Origin of the sequence: Nostoc sp. C117, assembly GCF_043099735.1 — a bacterium.
In the GTDB taxonomy this organism is placed as follows: Bacteria; Cyanobacteriota; Cyanobacteriia; order Cyanobacteriales; family Nostocaceae; genus Nostoc.
In genome coordinates this window covers 35,429-50,658 of record NZ_CP170991.1, presented here as the reverse complement: position 1 = coordinate 50,658, position 15,230 = coordinate 35,429, and the positions used below count along the sequence as shown (strand labels likewise).

General features: G+C 39.9%; 11 protein-coding genes, 1 tRNA gene and 2 pseudogenes. 8 read left to right on the top strand and 6 right to left on the bottom strand.

The window, feature by feature from the left end; translation table 11 throughout:
- Positions 1-481: 481 nt before the first annotated feature.
- From ACFG4S_RS01995 to ACFG4S_RS01985, 3 genes are all read right to left on the bottom strand, one after another.
- On the bottom strand, positions 482-1,588 hold the full coding sequence (locus tag ACFG4S_RS01995; protein WP_392533226.1) for an aspartate carbamoyltransferase catalytic subunit: 1,107 nt from the start codon (positions 1,586-1,588) through the stop codon (positions 482-484).
- Positions 1,589-1,697: 109 nt separating this feature from the next.
- Positions 1,698-3,050 (bottom strand): magnesium transporter, encoded by a 1,353-nt coding sequence (gene mgtE / locus ACFG4S_RS01990; protein ID WP_392533225.1) that lies wholly within the window; start codon positions 3,048-3,050, stop codon positions 1,698-1,700.
- 1,047 nt (positions 3,051-4,097) lie between these two features.
- The gene (locus tag ACFG4S_RS01985; RefSeq protein WP_392533224.1) at positions 4,098-4,229 is read right to left on the bottom strand and encodes a hypothetical protein; all 132 of its coding nucleotides are present in this window, start codon (positions 4,227-4,229) and stop codon (positions 4,098-4,100) included.
- 692 nt (positions 4,230-4,921) lie between these two features.
- Here ACFG4S_RS01985 and ACFG4S_RS01980 point away from each other — a divergent pair.
- Together ACFG4S_RS01980 and ACFG4S_RS01975 are read left to right on the top strand one after the other, a co-directional pair.
- Complete coding sequence (locus ACFG4S_RS01980; protein ID WP_392533223.1) at positions 4,922-5,515, top strand: DUF1802 family protein; 594 nt, start codon at positions 4,922-4,924, stop codon at positions 5,513-5,515.
- 377 nt (positions 5,516-5,892) lie between these two features.
- Positions 5,893-6,156, top strand: a complete 264-nt coding sequence (locus ACFG4S_RS01975; RefSeq protein WP_392533222.1) for a hypothetical protein — start codon at positions 5,893-5,895, stop codon at positions 6,154-6,156.
- Positions 6,157-6,228: 72 nt separating this feature from the next.
- On the opposite strand, the gene ggt is transcribed toward ACFG4S_RS01975, so the two are convergent.
- Positions 6,229-7,998 (bottom strand): gamma-glutamyltransferase, encoded by a 1,770-nt coding sequence (gene ggt / locus ACFG4S_RS01970; protein WP_392533221.1) that lies wholly within the window; start codon positions 7,996-7,998, stop codon positions 6,229-6,231.
- Between the two features lie 194 nt (positions 7,999-8,192).
- On the opposite strand from ggt, the gene ACFG4S_RS01965 reads away from it, so the two are divergent.
- Entirely contained in the window at positions 8,193-8,333 is a 141-nt protein-coding gene (locus ACFG4S_RS01965) for a hypothetical protein (RefSeq protein ID WP_392536147.1), read from the top strand.
- A gap of 2 nt (positions 8,334-8,335) precedes the next feature.
- Positions 8,336-8,536 (top strand): annotated as a pseudogene (locus tag ACFG4S_RS01960) (Uma2 family endonuclease); the annotation flags it as partial.
- 30 nt (positions 8,537-8,566) lie between these two features.
- On the opposite strand, the gene ACFG4S_RS01955 reads toward ACFG4S_RS01960, so the two are convergent.
- Entirely contained in the window at positions 8,567-9,814 is a 1,248-nt protein-coding gene (locus tag ACFG4S_RS01955; protein WP_392531164.1) for an ISL3 family transposase, read from the bottom strand.
- A gap of 241 nt (positions 9,815-10,055) precedes the next feature.
- Here ACFG4S_RS01955 and ACFG4S_RS01950 point away from each other — a divergent pair.
- Together ACFG4S_RS01950 and trmFO are read left to right on the top strand one after the other, a co-directional pair.
- Positions 10,056-10,169, top strand: a pseudogene (locus ACFG4S_RS01950) (Uma2 family endonuclease); the annotation flags it as partial.
- A gap of 163 nt (positions 10,170-10,332) precedes the next feature.
- The gene (gene trmFO, locus ACFG4S_RS01945) at positions 10,333-11,646 is read left to right on the top strand and encodes an FADH(2)-oxidizing methylenetetrahydrofolate--tRNA-(uracil(54)-C(5))-methyltransferase TrmFO (RefSeq protein WP_392533220.1); all 1,314 of its coding nucleotides are present in this window, start codon (positions 10,333-10,335) and stop codon (positions 11,644-11,646) included.
- Positions 11,647-11,740: 94 nt separating this feature from the next.
- Here the strand turns inward: trmFO and ACFG4S_RS01940 are convergent, their stop codons facing one another.
- Complete coding sequence (locus ACFG4S_RS01940; RefSeq protein WP_392533219.1) at positions 11,741-12,565, bottom strand: glycosyltransferase family A protein; 825 nt, start codon at positions 12,563-12,565, stop codon at positions 11,741-11,743.
- Between the two features lie 870 nt (positions 12,566-13,435).
- Here ACFG4S_RS01940 and ACFG4S_RS01935 point away from each other — a divergent pair.
- The gene (locus ACFG4S_RS01935) at positions 13,436-14,641 is read left to right on the top strand and encodes a murein hydrolase activator EnvC family protein (protein ID WP_392533218.1); all 1,206 of its coding nucleotides are present in this window, start codon (positions 13,436-13,438) and stop codon (positions 14,639-14,641) included.
- 58 nt (positions 14,642-14,699) lie between these two features.
- Positions 14,700-14,772, top strand: a tRNA-Arg gene (locus tag ACFG4S_RS01930).
- Positions 14,773-15,230: the final 458 nt, after the last annotated feature.

Sequence of the window (15,230 nt, the reverse complement as noted above, 5' to 3'; positions counted from 1 at the left end):
CGTCTCCGTAGTATCGAGGTTTATTTGTGCCAACTTATTTATTATTAGACCCAAGCTCAATTAATGCATTAACAATCATAACGTTGGTTTTTGAAGCTAAGTTAGACGTTCTCAAAAAATCTGTCATGCTATGACAGATAGAGCGATCGCTATTTGACACCAGAAGAATTGGGTTGATAGTTGCTGCACAGTACTTTTATTAAAAACAATTATCAATTAATACGTTAATCATTCCTCGCCCAAAGCTAACAATAACCTTAATATTACGTGAGTTCGACGGCACTAAAAAACGGCAAGAGGCAATGCAGGCAAATCTTTTGGGTAAAATCTATTGCCAGGATTTAGCTTGAGTCTCAATACTGCTCGGGTAAAGCATTTTTAACTCGGAATTTGGTTTTGGGAAAAGGTTAAAGGTTTTTTCTTTCCCCTTTCCTTTTCCCCTTAACCGACAAGTATTGGCTTGAGTCTATCTTTTTATTAATTAAGTTTTGCCACTACCTAATAAATACAACAGTGCCATACGAACGGCGACACCGCTGGTAACTTGCGATTGAATAAGACTAAATTCTGGATCATCCATTAAGTCAGAACTAATTTCGACACCACGATTTACGGGACCTGGATGCAAAACTTTGACGTTAGGCTTGCACAGTTTCAACTTTGTGCGTGTAATGCCAAATAGCTGATGATATTCTCGCAAACTTGGCAGTAAATGAGCTGTCATCCGTTCCTTTTGCAAGCGCAAAGTCATCACAAAATCGGCATCTTGTAAAGCTGGTTCTAGTTGCCAATGAATAAATAGTTGGGGAGTGGAAGAAGACGCGGAGAGATTTTCGTTTTTAACCATACTGTTGTGTCCCTGTAATCCCGTATCCTCTTTATTCTCCGCGTCGCCGGGTCGCCGCGTCGCCGTGTCGTCTTCCCCTGACTCCTCCAAAATAAACTCGGCAAATAACTTGGGTAAAAGTGTGGGAGGTGCTGCTATGTGTACTTCGGCACCACTAGCAATGAAACTCCAAATATTCGATCGCGCTACACGAGAATGCAAAATATCTCCAACAATGGCAATCTTTTTACCCTTTAAAAGTTCCAGTTGCGGATGATTTGGGTCAATTAATCTACAAATGGTAAATAAATCTAGCAGTGCTTGGGAGGGATGCTCATGTTGACCATCACCAGCATTGAGGACACTAATTCGTACACCTAAACGATCCATTTCCGCAGCGATCGCATTTGGTACTCCTGCCTCTCGATGCCGGACTACCATAATATCAGTTCCCATAGCCAAATAGGTTTTCGCCGTGTCGAGAATTGTTTCTCCCTTGGTCATAGAAGATGTGGCTGCGGCAAAGTTCAATGTATCTGCGCTTAAGCGTTTGGCAGCTAATTCAAAACTACTACGGGTGCGGGTAGAAGGTTCAAAAAATAAATTCGCCACCACCTGTCCCTGCAACGTTGGTACTTTCTTGGTGCGCCGCGATAAAACTTCCTGAAAACTGGCAGCAGTTTGTAAAACAGTATTGTATTCAGCCGCTGTGAAGTCAGCTAGAGAAAGGACGTGATGACGATTCCAGGTGGTAGTAGGCATATTTGGGGACTGGGGAATAGGGGAGATGAGGAAGATGGCGGGCAAAGGGGCGGAGGAGATAATACTAACTCTTCACTCGGCACTCCTCACTCCTCACTCAGCACTCCTTTTAAGTTGGTAAGTGGAAAACGTTTAAAGCTAGAGAAATTAGGCTGAGGAATGTTAAAAACCCAATTGTATCTAGCATTGTAGTCACTAATGGGCCACTAACCAAGGCAGGATCAAGTTTCAAACGTTTCAAACCCATTGGCAGTAAAGTACCAAGAGTCACTGCCACAATTGTATTAGTTGCCATGACCATGCCGGCAATTAAAGCTACCCATCGCTCTTGGGGTCGCGCCCAAATTAAGGAAAGCAGGATCATCGTTGTGGCTAAAGCTAGGGCTGTACCTAAACCAGCTAAAATTTCTTTGCGGAGAATTTTTCCCGTGTCTCTGGGTGTCACCTCACCCACTCCCAAGCCTCGAATTGTCACGGTTAATGCTTGAATGCCTACAGTACCACCAGTGTTAGAAAAAATTGGCATGATGACTGCTAGAACTGGCACTGCGGAAATTACAGTTTGAAAAGGGGCGATCGCACTGGCCGCACCAATATACAATGCCATAATCCCCAACAACCAAGGCAAGCGGTTGCGGATGGTGAGCAAAGGAGACGATAAAGCAGCTTCATCACCACTTACACCCGCCAGTTTTTGAATATCTTCTGTGGCTTCTTCTTCCAAAATATCCATCACATCATCAATGGTGACAATACCCACCAATCGGTCTTCCCGATCGACTACGGGGATTGCAATTAAGTCATAGCGCTTCATGATTTGGGCAACTTCTTCTTGGGAAGTTTCCGTTCTCACCTTGATGACGCGATCGCTAGCTATATCTTTAATAAAAACATCGGGAAAGGTAAACAACAACTGGCGCAGTGAAACTACTCTCACCAGTGTCCGGTTATCATCGGTGACGTAGGCGTAATAAATTGTCTCCTTATCTTCGTCTTGATGGCGGATTTTACTTAGGGCTTCACCAACAGTCAATCCTTGACGTAACCGGACATATTCCGTTGTCATAACTCGCCCAGCAGTGCCTTCGGGATAACCGAGAATTGTCGCTGTTGCTTGTCTTTGTTCTGGACTGAGTTCTTTTAACAGTCGTTTGATCACTCCTGCTGGTAGTTCATCAAACAATTCTGCGCGTTCATCAGGACTCATCGCTTCTACAAGTTGCACAACTTGTACATCATGTAGGGAATTAATTAATTCTTCCTGCACTTGTGTTGGCAGATATTCAAATACATCAATTGCTTGACCTTTGTTGAGTAAACGAAATGCGATCGCTCGTTGTTGTTCGGGTAATTGTGCAATGTATTCCCCTACATCCACTGGTTGTAAACGATTTAAATCACATTTCAACTGGTTTAAATCGGTAGCATCAATCAATGCATCGCGAATATCCTGTGTGAGCATGATACATACCTCCTAATATCTCCCCCGCGCTGGGAGACTTCCTCGCCAGATCAGAGGAGGTTGATACTGCCATCTGGTGGACTATGGTCCATAAAATTTCAACAATTCAATATCGATATTTAAATCAAGGGATCGCTAGTCATCATCGTAACCCGGAATAGCACTCTCCGGTAGATAATGAATACTCGCATCACCTATTGGTAGTATTTGTTACAGTCAAGCCAATTGATTGCTCTGAATTTCAGGCAATTTTTGTGTAACTTAAAGTTGATTTTACTACTGCTACAAGCTATGTCAAGCCAATTAACAAATTTAATCGCAAACTTTATAGAGTTAAAATATTTACAACATTATAAGTAGTAGTTAATATCAAGCAACTTCATACATAGTCAAGATAATTCCCACTAACGCTCAGAGCAACGCGAAAAAGTGAGATCCTCGTGAAATAGGCAGGGGGAGTAAAGAGACAAAATTTGAGTACTTTTTACGAGCGTTAGAGATTGCTTATACATTTATTTCTTCCTCTTCCCCTGGCTCAAGAACCTACTCATCTCATTATTAGAGCATTGCTCCTATGATGTTTGCAGACTGGCTAATGCAGTTCCAATATTGAAAATAAGTATATCGGAATCAAATCCAAAAACCTGGTCAAGGTTGACCAGGTTTTATCGAGTTTACAGGATTCAAATTGTTAAACTAATTAACTAACTGAAGGTTAATAACTAAGGTGGACAGAGTAACGAGCAAACTTCGCATTTCCATGTTTTTCCGCTTTGGGATTTGGCTTTGTCTTCTACAATTAGACTGTTGCCACTTGTCGATATGCTGAAGCTTACTTGGGTTGATGACAGGAGACACTAAGTCATTTACCCTTTTTGTTTTGTTTGGTGTCTTGCTATTTAACTTAGCACTCAATTGCTGAGTTACAACCCTTAGTTTACTAAAGTTGATGTTTTGTTAGATTTTGCAATTTAGACCCCAAAATTTGATTACTACCCCTTTTTTGAAGACAATTAAAGGGATTTTTGAGGGATGGAAGTTGGTTCACTAAGCTGTATTGTCAAAAATCCCACATAATTGGATTGTTGTCAAAGCGATCGCTAACCATAGTCCAATAGCATCAATTTCTACCAATTTGGCGGCTAAAGCGTTGTCTAGTGCTTGTTGGGGATAATGCACCCCGCACATTGACAGCTGACCACAAACAACTATACCTCTAGGCATTTATTTGGGTTTGAGCAATTAACCATGCCAAAGCTAACTGAGCAACGGTACAATTATGAAGAAGAGCTATAGGATGGAGTTTTCTAGCGCTGGTTGAGCAAGTTCAAAATTGTCCCCTTAAAACAGTTTATTTTGAGCAGGGTTATCTGCTGGGTCGAATTTATGGCTGATGGCAAATTTCCCTGTCAGCAATCTCTGTTCTAAAGGACTGACAAATAAAAAATACTCAACACAATGACGGATATCAAAGAAAGCTTCAACAAAAATTCCCTCAGAGTGTCCTCAATTCCCACCCACATTCTTTTAAGCTAATAATCATCATTCAAATTGCATTCCTACGTCTCCTTTTGTATCCGTTCCTGTGTATTTCTGAGGCTAAGGATTATGCAACTTAAAAGCGGATTATTTTACCAACTTGCTAAGTTAGCATCAGAATCGGTGTGATTTGTACATCAGAAGTCCCTAACGTAGGTGTAGACAGTCGTAGATAAGCTGTTACGCATTTAATTTGTACATTTACCTGATGACTGATGACTGAAAACCCGTCAACGACCATCAAGAGTGTTTCCTAATTCATTCCCTTAGACAGGTTCATACTTTATCGTTCTTAGTTTGAAATTAAATCAGAATTACATATAGTAGATGTGATGGAATTGACTACAACTTTTCATGCTCTCAAAGAATGGGCAGTGGCCGTAAATGCCTTGGAAACTGGCAGAACAATTATGTTGCTCCGCAAAGGCGGTATTCATGAACGGAATGGGCATTTCCAAGTTGCCCACAAGCAGATTTTGCTTTATCCTACTTATGAACATCAACAAGCTTTCATGCTCAAAGCTGAGTATGCCAATAATGTTTATCCAGTAACATCAGGATGGCATCCAGATACAATTCCCGTCAGTAGTTGGGCTGAAATTACCGAGATTTTGCCAGTTAGTGACGAGTCTATTGTCAACGCTTTACTTCCTTTTCATATTTGGAACGAGCATTTTATTAGCGATCGCCTCAAATGGAAACCACGTCAACCTCTATATATTTTGCTCTTACGAACTTATAAACTACCCCAAAAGCAAGAAATCGCTTATTACGCCAAATACGGCGGCTGCAAGTCATGGATTGATTTAGACCAAGCAATTGAGTTACAAGGAGCAAAACCAGTTTTATCTGACTTTGCATATAGCCAACTTGTAGAGACAATTCGCGGGATTGTTGGCGATAAATTGTATGCTCCAGTTTTCTAGTAACCCAAGTTTCAGGTTATTTCAGGTTATTAAATAACAATTGACTATTGAATGCGATTTGTGTAATCTCCTTTGTCATATAGTCTCATTGTCAACCTCCGCAGAATAGTAGTTCTTGTTACATACAATCATCAAAAACGCGGATAACATGAGAAAAACCTCATCCTAGAAAGTGAGGGAAAACCGTTTATATTTGTATTTTACTCACGGCTTTCCTCATGGGTATGACTTTGGTAAGTAATTATCCCATAGTGGATATAACTTAATTAACACTTCGTCTAAAGTATTAGGCAAAAAATATCCACAAGGGTGAGGTAATACTTGACAAATATCTGTAATTATGCATTAGTGGTTAGCTAAAAGCAAAGGAGTTTGCAATGCATCGACAAATGTGCTGGTTATCTAAGTCTGGTGGCGACGGAGAGAAAATCTTGTATTTGCAGACAGAACCCAGTCAACCTTGGCGTCCCTACACAGCTTTTGGAAATTTTGCAGTCCCAGATTATCAAATACCAGGTGGTTCCAAAGGTTGGGCAACTTATCAAAAACTTCTCAAAGCAGGCTGGACATTAGTACCTAGCGCACGGGCAAATGAATTTGGCGGTAGTAGCTACGCAGAGTCAAAAATTCAAAATCAATAGTTATTGGGAATTGGGAATTGGGCATTGGACATTTACATTTGTCTTCCCCGTGTCCCGCGTCCTTCATCACCCTCACCAGCCTCTAGGGGAACCTTCGCCGCGAGGATCGGCTGCCCCTTCTAGAGTTCCATCGGCTGTAACTGCGATCGCGTTACCATTACCCCAAGGAGCAGTTTCTTTAATCTTGTGCCCCCTACGGCGTAAGTCTTGTAAAGTTAAAGTGTCCAAACCCCAAGATTCCACTCGCAACTCATCTGGAAGCCATTGATGATGTATGCGTGGTACAGAAACAGCCGCGCCAACATCCATGTTATATTCCAGTACATTCAGAATCACTTGCAAAACTTGGGTGATGATAGTGCTACCACCAGGGGCACCGACTGCCATACGGAAATGATTATTTTTTGTGACAATTGTGGGAGTCATGCTGGATAGGGGAGTTTTACGAGGTGCAATGCTGTTGGCATCGTTACCAACTAAGCCAAAAGCATTAGGTACTCCTGGCGCAGCAGCAAAATCATCCATCTCATTGTTGAGGATAATTCCAGTTTTCGGTGTCACTACACCAGCACCAAAACTGAGATTAATAGTGAAAGTCAGGCTGACGGCGTTACGTTCTTCATCCACAACAGTCAGATGACTGGTTTCTGTAGATTCATGGGGAAGACAAGGGGATGAGGAGAGACGAAGACATTTTGAATTCAAATCTATTGGCTTGACTTCGCTGGAGGGTCGAGCCACTTGCATATTAATTTCTTGACGGCGTTTTTTGGCGTAAGCTGGACTGATTAGTTGTTGTACAGGAACTTTGACAAAATCTGGATCGCCTAAATATATTGAGCGATCGCTGTAAGCAATTTTCATTGCTTCTACCATTAAATGTATAGCGTCGGGATGATGCCATCCTAAAGATTTTAAATCGGTGTCACCAATAATATTTAAAATCTCTAAGAGGTGAATGCCTCCCGATGATGGTGGTGGCATTGAGCAAATTTTAGCTTGACGAAAATTTCCACAAACTGGAGTCCGCCAAATTGGTTTGTAAGCCTTGAGGTCTTCTAGAGAAATTAAACCATTATTTTTTGCCATATCAGCAGCGATCGCCTCGGCAATACTTCCAGTGTAAAAACTTTGGGGATTTTGGGAAATTGCTGTTAAAGTGCTTGCCAAGTCACGCTGCACTAGCTTCTCCCCTGGTTTATAAAATTCCCCATTGTGACTGAATATTTCCCGTATCCCTGGATTTTTCAGAAGTGCTTGCTTGGCAGACTGGTTTGTTTCCAGAAAATGCCAAGTTGCTGCATCGTCAAGAACAAAGCCATCTTTAGCAAGTGCGATCGCAGGTTTCATTACTTCTTGCCAAGAAAGCTTACCATAGCGACGATGCACTTCATAAAGCCCCGCTACCGTTCCTGGTGTGGCTACGGCCAAATAACCATTAGTACTTGCATTGGGACGCACCTTTCCTTGTGCGTCTAGATACATATTTTTTGTGGCTTTTAGGGGTGCGCGTTCGCGGAAATCTAACGCTTTCATCTCGCCAGTTTTCTCAGAGTGCATCAGCAAAAATCCGCCACCGCCAATTCCCGCCGAAAAAGGCTCAACTACAGAAATAGCAAAGGCTGTGGCTACGGCTGCATCAACTGCATTACCACCTTTGCGTAACATCAAAACTCCCGCTTCACTCGCTAGGGGATTGGCTGAAACTACCATTCCCTTTTTATTGCGTAGGGGTGCTGCCGAAGCAACTTGGCTGTAAAATAAGACGCTGAAAGAAAAAATTGCGACGGCTACGCTTACTCCACGTATTGCAACTTGTTTAGGTTTGATAACACTAAGCATTTTTCTACCATTTGTTTGATATTTCTTAGGCTACCGCTAAGCGGCGCATTTTATACACCAGTTGCTGGGTTGGAGGGCGATCGCACTCGCATAAAACTGTCCTGTTTGACTAATAAACCGAGAGTCGGTTTTGAGTACGTGCATAAAATGATTTCATGTAGGAAACTTTTTTTACGAGTAAACAAGCTGCTGAAATCACAGGCTGCACTCTGTGGAAGCTCCAATACTGGCGAGAAAAGGGTGTAGTTATGCCTAAAGTAGAGGTAGAGGCTAAATCTTCGCTATTACCAGCATATGGGTTTGATGCAACTAGGATTTTTGTGGAGCGCAATTAATTATGACTGCTTTAACCTTACAACTACCTCCTAATCTGCAATTTACTGATGAGGAATTTGCACAAATTGTCGCTGTAAATAAAGAATTACGACTAGAGTTAACTGCTGAAGGGGAATTAATTATCATGTCACCCACCGGGGGAGAAACAGGAAACCGTAATTTTGAACTGTATCTCGATTTAGGAGTTTGGAACAGACAAAATAAGCGGTTCTTCAGTACATAATATGCTTAACTAATAGGTTAAATGCCAATTTAACAAGCATCTAACTCGGAAATTATCAAAGTTTCTAAATCCATAGCCGGAACGTTTAATTAGCTTAAGTTTGTTATTAATGCCTTCCACAACACCACTAGTTGTCCCATTATCAAAGTAAGCAATAATCTCATCAAACCAACGGATAATAGTATTGTTACTCTTGGGAAAATATTTTTTAGCTTTTGCTAACCACATCCCGAGTTTAAAAACTCCCGGATACCAGTTATCTGTCTTATTGAAAATCTTTCTAATTTTTTCTTTTAATTCATGCATTTCTTTGAGAATAGGAGATAAATTTTTCACTTCATAAAGTTTGTTTATCTGCTCTTCATTTAAGTCTGACTCATTTTTCAATAAAACGTATTTACTATTTTTTAGTCCCGACAATACTTTTTCGTACTTAGATTTTTTTGATAATGATTGCGCTTTTTTAACTAATTCTTCTAGATTCCGCTTCTCTTGTTTTCTTTGTGTATCTAGTTCTTTATTGATTTGTGTCATCACATGAAATCTATCTGCTACTACTTGAGCATTGGGCATTAATTCTGTTACTACATTTTTGTAACCTACCCACAAATCTATACTCACTTCCTCAATTCGTGCTAAAACCTCAGTTCCCCACTCTATAAGGGTTTTCTTTACTACCTCTTGTGTGCGCCCACTTAACAAAGTTATTAATTTAGATGTATCTAAATCTATTAATACTGCACAGTAATTACCCTTGCCTTTAACTAGAGCTATTTCATCAATTCCAAGCCTTTTTATAAAATCAGGTTTGTTATCAGATAATTTTTCTGAGGCATCTTTTAACATTCTTTCTATTTCTTCTGTTGTCACTATCCCTTTATTTGCTACACTATGGATATCATTTTCTACAACATCTTGTATTATCTTGTCTGCTAGCCGTTTTGTATAAGTTCTTTTCTTACTTACAAAATCTAGCTTTTCACTAAACGGTTTTTCACATTTTTCACATTTGAATTGTCTCCTATTTATTTCTAAAAATACTGGCTTTTCTCCAAAAGGTAAGTCTTTAACAACGTATCGATGATTTTGATGTAATCTATGGCTTTTTGTACCACAGCGAGGACAATTACTGTATGATTTTGTTGATTCAGTTTGTAAAATCATTCCTATCCCCTCATGAATCCGATGAGATATAACTTTCACATCTTTTAAATCAAGAAGCGCTGTTAGGATTTTAATATTTTGTTTCCTATTCATGACTGTAAATACACAAAAAAATATTTCTCTTGTAATTACAGCTAACAACAAATATGCTTTATAAGTCAATTAGGTCAAAGTTTTTTCTCAATAGCTGATACGATTATTTTTATTTATTAAGCTTTTTGGCTAACAATTTAGCATAACAAGTGCTGAAGAACCTGATAATTTCCGAGTTAGATGCTTGTTAAATTGGCATTTAACCTATTAGTTAAGCATATTATGTACTGAAGAACCACAAGTAATCATTTATCGCCCCAATCACGCACCGGAAGTTTTACAATCTCCGACAAGTTTATCGGGTGAAGATGTTCTCCTTGGTTTTGTTTTAAATTTACAGCAGATTCTTACATAGATGACTGATTATCTTGATTTTATTTCTCTAATCACAGAACATTTAAACCGAATTAAGTCAAGAATTTAATTGTAGACTTTGATGGTCTTTACAGAAGGATGAGTTTATCTCTATTTAATTTTACTTCTGTGATACTTATGATATGGGAATTAAAAATTTAACTATGGAAACACAACCGATACAAGTAATTGGAGGTGGACTAGCTGGGACAGAAGCCGCTTGGCAAATAGCCCAAGCTGGAGTGCCGGTAATTCTCCATGAAATGCGGCCAAAACGCTTTAGTCCTGCTCATCATACAGAACATTTGGCAGAATTAGTCTGTAGTAATTCCTTTGGGGCAATGGCAAGCGATCGCGCCGCTGGATTATTGCACGAAGAATTACGCCAACTTGGTTCGATTGTCATCTCAAAAGCTGATGAACACGCTGTCCCTGCGGGGGGTGCGCTAGCTGTAGATCGGGGACAATTTGGCCAAGACTTGACTCAAACTTTAGCACATCATCCTTTAATTGAGTTCCGCCGGGGTGAAGTGTCTGCGGTTCCTGAGGGAATTGTGGTTTTGGCGACTGGCCCTTTAACCAGCCCTGATTTAGCAGAAGATTTGCGCCGCTTTACCGGTATGGAATACCTCAGCTTTTTTGATGCTGCTAGTCCGATTATTGTGGGAGAATCTATTAACCGTGACGTTGCTTTTATGGCATCACGCTATGACAAAGGTGAAGCCGCTTATCTCAACTGTCCAATGAATAAAGAGCAGTATTTGCACTTTCGGGAAGAACTCTGCAAAGCTGAACAAATAGAACTCAAAGGTTTTGAACGGGAAACGGCAAAATTTTTTGAAGCCTGTCTACCCATTGAAGAACTAGCACATCGGGGGGAAGATACCATGCGCTACGGCCCCCTCAAGCCAGTGGGATTATCAGATACTCGCACCGGAGAACGTCCTTATGCTGTGGTGCAGTTGCGACAAGAAGATAAAGCCGGTCAACTGTGGAATATGGTAGGATTTCAAACTAATATGCGTTGGGGCGAGCAAAAGCGCATATTTCAGTTAATTCCAAGTTTGGAAAAAGCTGAATTTGTGAGGCTGGGAGTGATGCACCGCAACACTTTTATTAATGCCCCTCAATTGATGTATCCGACTTTGCAATTTAAAGAGCGATCGACATTATTAGCCGCTGGACAATTGATTGGTACTGAAGGCTATACGGCTGCGGCTGCGGGTGGCTGCTTGGCGGGAATTAATGCAGCGCGGCTAGCTTTGGGTAAAGAAACTTTGGCTTTACCACCAACAACAATGATGGGGGCGCTATTTGAATTTATTAGTTCTGCTTCACCGAAGCATTTCCAACCAATGCCGCCCAATTTTGGCATTTTTCCGGAACTGGGTGCGAAAATCAAAAGTAAACAAGAGCGTTATGGACGTTATCGCGATCGCTCTTTAACTGACTTGGCAAGCTGGAAAGCTAATAATTAATGGTGATGGGGCATGAGGCATTGGCAAGAGGAGACAGGAGTTCTAAAATGCTTGAATTTTGAATTGATTTGTCTCCTTCATCCCCATCTATTCTTTATATAATCACTTTTTTTCGCTGACTGTACTTACTTAAAGGGTATAGATTTAATTCAGCACGAATTTCATCTGTAAGTTTCCGTTGTATAAACGGAGCTAAAACAGTTTTTTTTATACCTCGTAAAGCTTGTTTCGGATTACGCTTTAATGTAGTAAATAGTGATTCTTGCATACAAGTACCCTCACGTATTTTATCTTTAATATAAATAGCCCCTGGAAAAGGTAATGGCTCAAGAGGTGTTCCTTGCGCTGCTAAATATCTCTTAGCAAGTGGATGTCCTTCTAGAAAATCGTCATGCCCAGTCAAAGGCTCATCGCCCACTACTTTTTCAGGCAAACTAAACAAGCGGTAATTGATGATATTCGACGTTCCACACAATCTATAAAATTGTTTTTTGTGAACTATAATTTTGCTGCTTCCTTCTTCATACTCATAGCCAATGTCTATATACCAACCATTACTTTCTGGATTTTCAGCAACATAACTTGCTATTCTTTTGCTGATGCAATCATCAGCATCTACTGGCATTATATGTGTTGGCTTTAGTTCTCTAGCCGCCAAGAGTCCAACAGCAAGTTTCTTTCTTTTATCAACCATCTTTTCAGATAAGGTTGAGCCAGGAATAGGAAAATCAACTTTGATATATTTTACTTGGGGATGATGAAAATTAATGTCGGGTATTTCATGGCAGATTACAATAACCTGAAATTTTGAGGAAGTTTGATTACAGACTGAGCGTAGACATCTTTCAAACATCTTGGATAATTCTGTCCATGATGTTGCTATTTTAGGACTTTTGATGGGAATCAAAAAAACTAACATATTTTAATATAATATATTGTTGTTTTATTTTCTCAGGTAAGTAGGGAGCATCCCAATTTTGCAAATTTACCAGTAGGAGGATAATCGTTACCTCATGTATATCAAGAGAAAACTGCACAACTAGAAGAATTAAATAAATTGGATGAAAGTTTAATTCATTCTATTATATATACCTGGCAAAATATCCGATAATACTTAACTATTTCTAGTCGCCTTAGTCATCGTTTGAATATGTTAGGGATTAGGAATGGTCCGTTGTCTCTGTTGAAAACATCCTAAAATAATTTGGATAAACTTATGTAATTAATTTTGTCTGATTACTTTACTTGTTGTTCCAAAATCAGATATGAGTCGTATACCAACCTCAACTCAGAATAAAATATATCTAAATCAGGATTGACAAAACCTTTATTCAATGAATTAGACATAATTATTTTAAATTTCATCTGACGAGAGTAATAAAAGCTGTTTACGATCGCTCGTAATGGATTGTAAAGAAATATTTCTGTTTATTAGAAGAGCGTTAGTTATGTTGAACAAATAGATATTAATAGACTCAACATCTATTGTCAAACGTCAAACTTAGTAAGTAGAAAAAGCAGAAATTCAAGGACTAACGATCGCGTTTGCAGAGACATTGCATTCCAATATCTCTAAAAATTGGAAAATCACACCACGTCAAGTCTTGAAACACTAAGGTAATTAGAAGAATTTTTTTGTGTATGTTAGTTGCTCAATGCTGACATAGCTGGAATCTTTGTGTTAGAACTTGGCAGACCAATTTTATACATAGTGTTGGAGTGGGTGAATCAGATTTTGGGAATAATCCTCATAGTGTTTGAAAGCATCGTTATGCTTGGGCTTCACACTATGAGAACGCGATTTCTAGGAAAAAAGCAGATTTTTTATGGTTTATGTACTGTATTTTGCTGTATTTGTTGGGTTTGTTTGGCTTTAATTCCACTAACTGCAAACTCTACAGAGTCTATTGATACTCTGCGACAACAGCAGCAACAAATGAACCAGCAGCATCAGAGTGTGGTTAACGATCGCGATCGCTTAACAAATATCCAGCAAGAGGCGCAAAAACACCTGACTGGTTTAAAGCAAAATGTCCAAACCACAGATAGCTATATTCAAGAGAGCGAATCACGATTACAACTCGCTACTCAACGCCTGCAACAGTTGGAAACTGATTTAGCTGCGGCGGAACGTTCCTATGAAGACCGTCAAGTAGCAACAGTAGCACGATTGCGGTATCTCCAGCGATCGCCTACTTCTGTTGGATGGGCAGTTTTGCTCGAAAGTCAAAATATCAGCGACTTTATCAGCCGTCGTCATCAGTTGAAGTTAGTGTATCAAGCAGACCAAAAAATTTTGGTAAAACTCAACGCCCAAGCAAAGCTGATAAATAAACAAAAAACAGACGTAGAACAACAAAAAAACGAAATTGCTTTGATTCGTGAGCAACTGCTGGCACAAAAAGCCGATTATCAAACCCAAGCGCAATCACAATCAGAATTGATTCAACGGCTTAATAGCGATCGCCTCGCCTTGGAAGCCGCCCAAAATCAGCTAGAAAGGGAATCGAAAAATCTCGAAATCTTGATTCAGCAAAAGGTTGCAGAATCTAGAGCCAGAGTTGAAGCGCAAACAAAAACCAACAGCCGAACAAGTATCATCATTCGGGGAACTGGTGTAATGGCATATCCTAGCGATGCTCCTACTAGCAGTCCCTTTGGCTGGCGGATACACCCTATTCTTGGCTATCGTCGCTTTCATGCCGGGTTAGATTTTGCAGCCAGCTATGGTAGTAAAATTCGAGCAGCCGATTCGGGCACAGTAATTTTTGCTGGCTGGTATGGTGGTTATGGGAGAGCTGTAATTATCGATCACGGTAATGGCATAACTACACTCTATGGACATACCAGCGAGTTGTATGTATCTGAGGGACAAACAGTTGAACGTGGACAAGCTATCGGTGCTGTTGGTTCCACAGGTTTCTCAACTGGGCCTCACCTCCACTTTGAAGTTCGTCGCAATGGTACACCGGTCAACCCCATCGATTATCTTTAAGCGATCGGCAATTGATCGGCAAATTCCATCGCAAACGTGCTATTATTTCTATTAATGAGGGCGCGTGGCTCAGTGGATAGAGCAACAGATTCCGGTTCTGTGGGTCGGGGGTTCAAATCCCTCCGCGCTCGTTACCTTTACAAGACTAACCACAAAATCGAGAGGTCATTTTCTCTCAGTTTTCTCTCACGGGATAAAACCAATCTACCCTATGAGACAGAATTGCGACGGATAGCTGCAATACAGAAAAGTTATATGTCAGACTTAGTAATATAATTTTTGGTTATAAGCTATTTATAAAACCTATCTCTAATAATTCCTAAGAACTTGCTAGAAAATTTTTAATATAATTAATACCAAACTTGACTTTTTTAATATTTTGTGAATCAAGTTTATTTCATAATGGTGCTGTCTCTGCGGTAAAGTACTATCACCTATATTTGTATGTACTTTAGTGTGCAAAAAGTTGCATACCTTACATACTTCAGTATATTTTTATCCAACTTTTTATGCTTGCTAGGGAATCTAAAGGAAACGGGACTCCTAATTAATAAGAAGACATAACTGTTAGAAAATGTCTAATTTATAC